Genomic DNA, 6,000 nt, shown 5'->3' with positions numbered 1-6,000 from the left:
GAACGATTCGGTCGTTCACGACAGTCGGACGTGTTTCGATTCCCATCATGTCTGGAACACTAAAGCCGTAGATATCGGCATCAATCAACCCGACTTTCTTCCCTGCTCGTGCGAGGGCGACTGCTAAGTTAACGGAAACCGTTGATTTCCCGACGCCCCCTTTACCAGAAGCGATCGCGATGAACGTCGTACCAGATTCTGGTTTGAGAATTGATGGTGTCGTAGCTGCTTGAATCCCGTGATCACCAAGTGCTTCAAAACGAAGTCCCACTGTCTTGAATCCTTTTTCTTTCAGTTCCTTGACGATTTGCTGTTGGAGCACGAGTTGCTCCCCAGAACCAGATTGAGCTAAAGCGATTTTCAGACTGACATAATCACCTTTAATCCGGACGTCACGAATGCCGTTCGTATCTGCAAGCGGGCGGTCAATCGTCGGATCGACGAGCGTTCCGACTACCTCGCGAATTTCTTGTTCATTCAACATAGTGCCTTCCCCCTGAAAACGTTCGATTTAATCCTTATTAGTATAACAAAAATAAGAGAGCGCTTGCACATTTCGACACCGGAAAGGATGACTTTTCCATGTCCAGTGTCGGTTTTCATCATTTTACTCGATCATTCGCTCGTTTTAGAACATTCGGTTCCATGTACGAGGACCCACGACACCATCAACGTCAAGTCCTTGACGTGTTTGATAGGCACGCACCTTCTGAGCCGTCTCTGCATCAAAGCGCCGAGTCACGGTTGCTTTGACTGCACGTTGGATCCGTTCGATATCCCGCGGATTCATATTGGCTGCACCTTGATATAACGGACGACCTGGATACGGAACGATCGCACGAGAGCGATTCGTCGTTTCTTCAGACACTCCTAGTAATTCAAAGTGTGGATAATCCTTAAAGCTCGTCCAGTCCCCACCCCAAGAAAAGCCACGTCGTTTCATCGCAGCAACAATCTTTTGAAAGCTTTGGTCGTTTCGAAACAGCGCTTGTGTACCGTCTTTGGAATATTGAAAGAGGTCGACGGCAATTCCGCGGTTATGATTGGATTGTCCCCCACGTGCATTCGTTACAATTGGGCCCGGTAGTGTCCGTCCCTGTGCGTACAACCGATTCTGTTCTGCAATCGATCGGTACCCTTGTGCGACACCGACATAAATCCCTTGCGCATGCATCTCCCGAATGACCTCTTGCGTCCGTTTGGCGACTTCTCGCGACAGTCCCGAAGCATTCAACTTCCGATTCGCTCGCTCGAGTAACCAGCTGATCGATAATGCCATCTATGCTCACTCCCTTTGTCTCCTGTTCCCGAAAACAAAATCCGCTATACTTATGGAATGCAGAATGATTTTAACTCATATCAAAAGGAGCATCCTATGAAAAAACGCATCATTTGGACACTTAGCGTCACCTGTCTTTTACATCTTAGCTTCGTCCTGTATCTGACGCTGCAACCGACTGTCGCTACCAAGACGGAGTTACCGGACAATGCAACCGTCTTAAGTGAAGAAACCTCTTTTACGGGACATGTCGGTCAAATGATGGCACATACACCTACCCAATTCATACAATCTCTCTTTGTTTGGAGCATCCCGCTGACGATCGTCATCCTCTATCTTCTTCTGACGGTATTGCACCGATTACGCTCCACTCCGTCGACTTGACTTGAATCGCTGTTCTGACACCTCGTCAGGAGAGCGGTTTTTTAGTGCACAAAAAAACCTCCCACCACAAGGGTGAGAGGGATTCGAAAAGAATTAACGTTTCGAGAATTGTGGTGCACGACGAGCTGCTTTAAGACCGTATTTTTTACGCTCTTTCATACGAGCATCACGAGTCAAGAAGCCTTTCGCTTTGAGTGCGCCGCGGAATTCTGGATCCGCTTGAAGAAGAGCACGTGAGATACCGTGACGGATAGCGCCTGCTTGACCAGTGAAGCCGCCGCCTTTGACCGTTACGATTACATCGTACTTGCCTTCTGTTTCTGTGATTACGAGTGGTTCTTTTGCAGTCATGATCAATGTCTCATAACCGAAGTATTCGCTGATATCGCGACCGTTAACTGTGACTTTACCGTCTCCAGCAACGAGGAAAACGCGCGCTGCCGCGTGTTTCCGGCGACCAGTGCCGTAGTAACGTACATCTGCCATCGTGTAGTTCCTCCTAAATTCGTATTAACCGCGAAGTTCGTAAACTTCTGGTTGTTGTGCTTCGTGCTTGTGTGCAGCTCCAGCGTAGACGTGGAGTTTGTTGAACATTTGACGACCGAGGCTACCTTTTGGAAGCATCCCTTTGATCGCGAGTTCAAGCATGCGCTCAGGTTTGTTAGCAAGCATATCGCGTGCAACAGTCTGCTTTAAGCCGCCTGGATGACCAGAGTGACGGTAGTAGACTTTTTTGTCGAGTTTGTTACCAGTTAAAACGATTTTCTCAACGTTGATGAGGATAACGTTATCCCCACAGTCAACGTGTGGTGTGAACGTAGGCTTGTGCTTACCACGGAGAAGTGATGAAACTTCGCTCGCAAGGCGACCGAGTGTTTTACCTTCAGCGTCGATAAGGAGCCATTTGCGTTCTACATCAGTAGCTTTCGCCATGAAAGTTGTGCGCATGTAAAATACCTCCTAAGGAATTAAAAGTTCTGTTTTTGATTTTTCATTTATTCACTAGGTGAATCTATCATAATCTTAGGTGTACGGGGCTAAGATTGTGGTTTCATAATAAATGAAATGCCAATAAACATTGTATGTTTTTTAATAGCCAATGTCAATTGCCTTTTTTCACTCCGGATAGAAAACTTCCCATAGATAGAGTCCATGGGGAGGCGCCGTCACGCCTGCGACGTTCCGGTCCTTTGCCAGCAACATTTTTTTAATGTCCTCTGGTGCAAAACGACCGCGTCCGACGTCAAGTAACGTCCCGACCATGATCCGGATTTGATTATAGAGAAACCCACTGCCCTGGAACCGAAAGACGAGTTCGTCACCGACTGTCATCAACTCTGCCTCGTAAATCGTCCGGACCCGGTTATCCGTTTCCGTCTTCGCGACACAGAACGAACTGAAATCGTGCGTGCCGACGAGATGTGCCATCCCTTGACGGATGCGCTCGAGATCGAGCGGATACGGAATATGAACCGATAGATTCCGACGAAACGCATTTTCTTCGCGGCGGACGAAATAGCGGTATTCCTTCCCTACGACATCGTAACGCGCTTCAAAGGTCGGTTCGACCTCCTCGCAGCTCCGGACACGAATATCCGCTGGTAAGAGCGTATTCAGTGCCTTGACGACGTTCTCCGGTGGAATCGCTAGTTCCGTATCAAAATGAATGACTTGCCCGTAGGCATGCACCCTCGCATCCGTCCGTCCCGACCCGATGATCTTGACGGGATGTTTGTGCATCCGCGCAAGTGTCGTTTCAATCACTTCTTGAATCGTCAATCCGTTTGGTTGCACCTGATACCCGGCGTAGCCGGTTCCGTCATACTGAATCGTACATTTTAAACGACGCATTAACCGATCCCTCGCAATCCTACTAAACTGATCGTTAGGAGGACGAGTAGGATCATCAGACCTGTATCCCGCATCGTCCACTTGGATTCCCGTAGACGTGTCCGTCCCTCTCCTCCACGGTATCCCCGCGCTTCCATTGCTGTCGCAAGATCCTCTGCCCGCTTAAAGGCGGAGATGAACAACGGAATCAATAACGGAATGATCGCCCGTAAACGTTCCTTGATTGGTCCTGCCGATAAATCAACACCACGTGCTTGCTGTGCCTTCATGATTTTCTCCGTCTCCTCCGCTAAGGTTGGTAAGAACCGAAGCGAAATCGATAACATGAGCGCAATCTCATGCGTCGGGACACGAACGACCTTGAACGGCTTTAACAACAACTCAATCGCATCCGTCAGTTCGATCGGTGAGGTCGTCAGCGTGACGAGTGTCGTGATCGAAACGAGATAGAAGAAGCGTAATGAGACGATGATCGCGAGTCGCAGTCCTTCTTCATAGATCCGGAGCCAGCCGAACTCAAAGAGGACAGCCCCTTCGCGTGTGAAGAACAGCTGGATGACGAACGTAAAGACAATCAGGAAAAGAATCGGTCGCAGTCCCTTTAGAACATAACGAAGTGGTAACTGACTACTCATGAGTGCTAAGAACGTAAAGATGAGTAAAAAGATGTTCGTTGCTGCATTGTTTGCAAGAAAGACGAGCGGAATGAAACAAAAGGCAAAGATGATCTTCGCGAGTGCCGACGACCGGTGCAAGTACGACTGACCGGGAATATGTTGTCCGACGATCATTCGCTCACCCCTTTCGTCATCAACCACTCGATCAATTCGGTCTCCGTCCGGATCTCCGGTCGTTGCAGTCCACGCCGATCAGCGACTTGCCAAGCAAGCGATAAGACGTGCGGAAGATCGAGGTGGAATTGCTCGAGCAATGTCTCTTCTTTAAACAGATCAAGCGGTAGTCCGTCAAACGCCACCTGGGCGTTTTCCATGACGATGACACGCTCTGCATACTCAAGCACCTGATCCATGTCGTGCGTGATCAGGAGCAATGTCATACCGGTCTCTGCATGGAGCCGGGCAAACAGACTCAGCATATGCTTGCGCCCTTGCGGATCGAGTCCTGCCGTCGGCTCATCGACGATCAACACGTCTGGTTGACTAGCGAGTACGCCGGCAATTGCAACACGCCTCATTTGCCCACCAGACAGGTCAAACGGCGAACGACTCCAAAAGACTTCATCGAGTCCGACAGTCCGTAATGCCTCTTTCGCTAATTGCTCAGCCGTCGCGGCATCATGACCGAAGTTCATCGGACCGAACATGACATCCTTTAAGACCGTCTCTTCGAACAATTGATATTCCGGATATTGAAAAACAAGCCCGACGCGACGTCTTAATGGCTTGAGGTCCTGTTTTTTCTTCGGTTCGACGATGATGTCATCGACTTGTACCTTCCCCGCTGTCGGCTTGAGCAACCCATTGATGTGCTGCACGAGCGTCGATTTCCCGGATCCGGTGTGCCCTACAAACGCAACAAGCGCCCCTGACGGAATCTCAAGATTCACATCACGTAGCGCGACTCGTTCGAACGGACTATTGAGTTGATACGTATAATTTAATTCCTGGATTAAGATTGGCATAAACGGTTCACCAATTCTCTTTCATCTAGTATCGTCTCCTCGAGTGAGAGACCTTGCGCCCGTAAACGTTCTTGTACCCGAACAACGAATGGAACATCGAGTCCGATGTCTTCTAAGAACGATGCATGACGAAAGACTTCCTGAGGGGATCCTTCTAATACGATTTTCCCGGCATCCATGACGATGACACGACTAGCCCGTAATACTTCGTCTAATTCGTGTGTAATCGCGATGACCGCCATTGGGTGGGTCGCATGGAGTTCTTGAACGGTCGACATGACCTCTTGTCGTGCTAATGGATCAAGCATCGATGTGGCTTCATCGAGCACGAGAACATCAGGGCGCATCGCAAGCGCCGAAGCGATTGCGACACGCTGCTTCTGTCCGCCGGATAGTTGATGGGGTTCCCGATCAACAAAATCCGTAAGGCCAACGCGCGCTAGACTGTCGTCGATACGACGAACCATTTCCTCGCGTGGCACACCCCAGTTTTCTAGAGCAAATGCCACGTCGTCGCGCACGGTCGTGCCAACGAATTGATTATCTGGATTTTGGAAGACGATGCCGATCGCTCGACGCATCTCCCACAGTTGTTCCGGATTCGCACTTGAAAAGCGCTCAGCAACCGTAACGGTCCCTGTCTCCGGTAACAACAATCCATTAAACAATTTCGTCAGCGTTGATTTTCCAGAGCCGTTGTGACCAACGATGGCGACCCATTCACCTGAACGAATCGTCAGAGAGACCTCGTGTAGGGCTGCTTGCTCCTGTTCCGGATACCGATAGGTGACCTGTTCCAGTTCAATCAGCTTGTCCATGATCTCTCCTCCTTCATCAAATCAAT

Annotated in this window: 9 protein-coding genes (1 of these 9 running past the window's edge); 1 reads left to right on the top strand and 8 read right to left on the bottom strand. The window is 49.6% G+C overall.

Annotated elements, in window-relative coordinates:
• Both K7G97_RS00860 and K7G97_RS00855 read right to left on the bottom strand, forming a co-directional pair.
• On the bottom strand, window positions 1-484 hold the beginning of the coding sequence (locus K7G97_RS00860; protein WP_035413182.1) for an Mrp/NBP35 family ATP-binding protein. It extends 548 nt beyond the left edge of the window; only the first 484 of its 1,032 coding nucleotides appear in the window; its start codon is at window positions 482-484; its stop codon lies off the left edge, out of view.
• Between the two features lie 144 nt (window positions 485-628).
• Entirely contained in the window at window positions 629-1,279 is a 651-nt protein-coding gene (locus K7G97_RS00855) for a M15 family metallopeptidase (RefSeq protein ID WP_223041113.1), read from the bottom strand.
• 96 nt (window positions 1,280-1,375) lie between these two features.
• On the opposite strand from K7G97_RS00855, the gene K7G97_RS00850 reads away from it, so the two are divergent.
• Entirely contained in the window at window positions 1,376-1,663 is a 288-nt protein-coding gene (locus K7G97_RS00850; RefSeq protein WP_223041112.1) for a hypothetical protein, read from the top strand.
• A gap of 93 nt (window positions 1,664-1,756) precedes the next feature.
• Here the strand turns inward: K7G97_RS00850 and rpsI are convergent, their stop codons facing one another.
• From rpsI to K7G97_RS00820, 6 genes are all read right to left on the bottom strand, one after another.
• Entirely contained in the window at window positions 1,757-2,149 is a 393-nt protein-coding gene (rpsI, locus tag K7G97_RS00845) for a 30S ribosomal protein S9 (RefSeq protein WP_023466655.1), read from the bottom strand.
• A gap of 24 nt (window positions 2,150-2,173) precedes the next feature.
• On the bottom strand, window positions 2,174-2,611 hold the full coding sequence (gene rplM, locus K7G97_RS00840; protein ID WP_023466654.1) for a 50S ribosomal protein L13: 438 nt from the start codon (window positions 2,609-2,611) through the stop codon (window positions 2,174-2,176).
• 168 nt (window positions 2,612-2,779) lie between these two features.
• The gene (gene truA, locus K7G97_RS00835; protein ID WP_035399345.1) at window positions 2,780-3,514 is read right to left on the bottom strand and encodes a tRNA pseudouridine(38-40) synthase TruA; all 735 of its coding nucleotides are present in this window, start codon (window positions 3,512-3,514) and stop codon (window positions 2,780-2,782) included.
• Window positions 3,514-4,305, bottom strand: coding sequence for an energy-coupling factor transporter transmembrane component T family protein (locus K7G97_RS00830; protein WP_223041111.1), 792 nt, complete (start codon window positions 4,303-4,305; stop codon window positions 3,514-3,516). Before K7G97_RS00830 ends, truA begins: the two co-directional genes overlap by 1 nt.
• Window positions 4,302-5,156: an energy-coupling factor transporter ATPase gene (locus K7G97_RS00825; protein ID WP_223041110.1), complete on the bottom strand. Its 855-nt coding sequence runs from the start codon at window positions 5,154-5,156 to the stop codon at window positions 4,302-4,304. Before K7G97_RS00825 ends, K7G97_RS00830 begins: the two co-directional genes overlap by 4 nt.
• Entirely contained in the window at window positions 5,144-5,974 is an 831-nt protein-coding gene (locus K7G97_RS00820) for an energy-coupling factor ABC transporter ATP-binding protein (RefSeq protein ID WP_029343095.1), read from the bottom strand. The genes K7G97_RS00825 and K7G97_RS00820 overlap by 13 nt, the downstream gene beginning before the upstream one ends.
• Window positions 5,975-6,000: the final 26 nt, after the last annotated feature.

It is taken from the genome of Exiguobacterium acetylicum (genome assembly GCF_019890935.1).
Taxonomy (GTDB): Bacteria; Bacillota; Bacilli; order Exiguobacteriales; family Exiguobacteriaceae; genus Exiguobacterium_A; species Exiguobacterium_A abrahamii.
This window is presented reverse-complemented; position numbering and strand designations above follow the sequence as displayed.

Excerpts from the sequence above, each read along its gene's own strand:
- K7G97_RS00855 (WP_223041113.1), bottom strand. The coding sequence starts at position 1,279 with ATGGCATTATCGATCAGCTGGTTACTCGAGCGAGCGAATCGGAAGTTG.
- K7G97_RS00850 (WP_223041112.1), top strand. The coding sequence starts at position 1,376 with ATGAAAAAACGCATCATTTGGACACTTAGCGTCACCTGTCTTTTACAT.
- rpsI (WP_023466655.1), bottom strand. The coding sequence starts at position 2,149 with ATGGCAGATGTACGTTACTACGGCACTGGTCGCCGGAAACACGCGGCA.
- rplM (WP_023466654.1), bottom strand. The coding sequence starts at position 2,611 with ATGCGCACAACTTTCATGGCGAAAGCTACTGATGTAGAACGCAAATGG.
- truA (WP_035399345.1), bottom strand. The coding sequence starts at position 3,514 with ATGCGTCGTTTAAAATGTACGATTCAGTATGACGGAACCGGCTACGCC.
- K7G97_RS00830 (WP_223041111.1), bottom strand. The coding sequence starts at position 4,305 with ATGATCGTCGGACAACATATTCCCGGTCAGTCGTACTTGCACCGGTCG.
- K7G97_RS00825 (WP_223041110.1), bottom strand. The coding sequence starts at position 5,156 with ATGCCAATCTTAATCCAGGAATTAAATTATACGTATCAACTCAATAGT.
- K7G97_RS00820 (WP_029343095.1), bottom strand. The coding sequence starts at position 5,974 with ATGGACAAGCTGATTGAACTGGAACAGGTCACCTATCGGTATCCGGAA.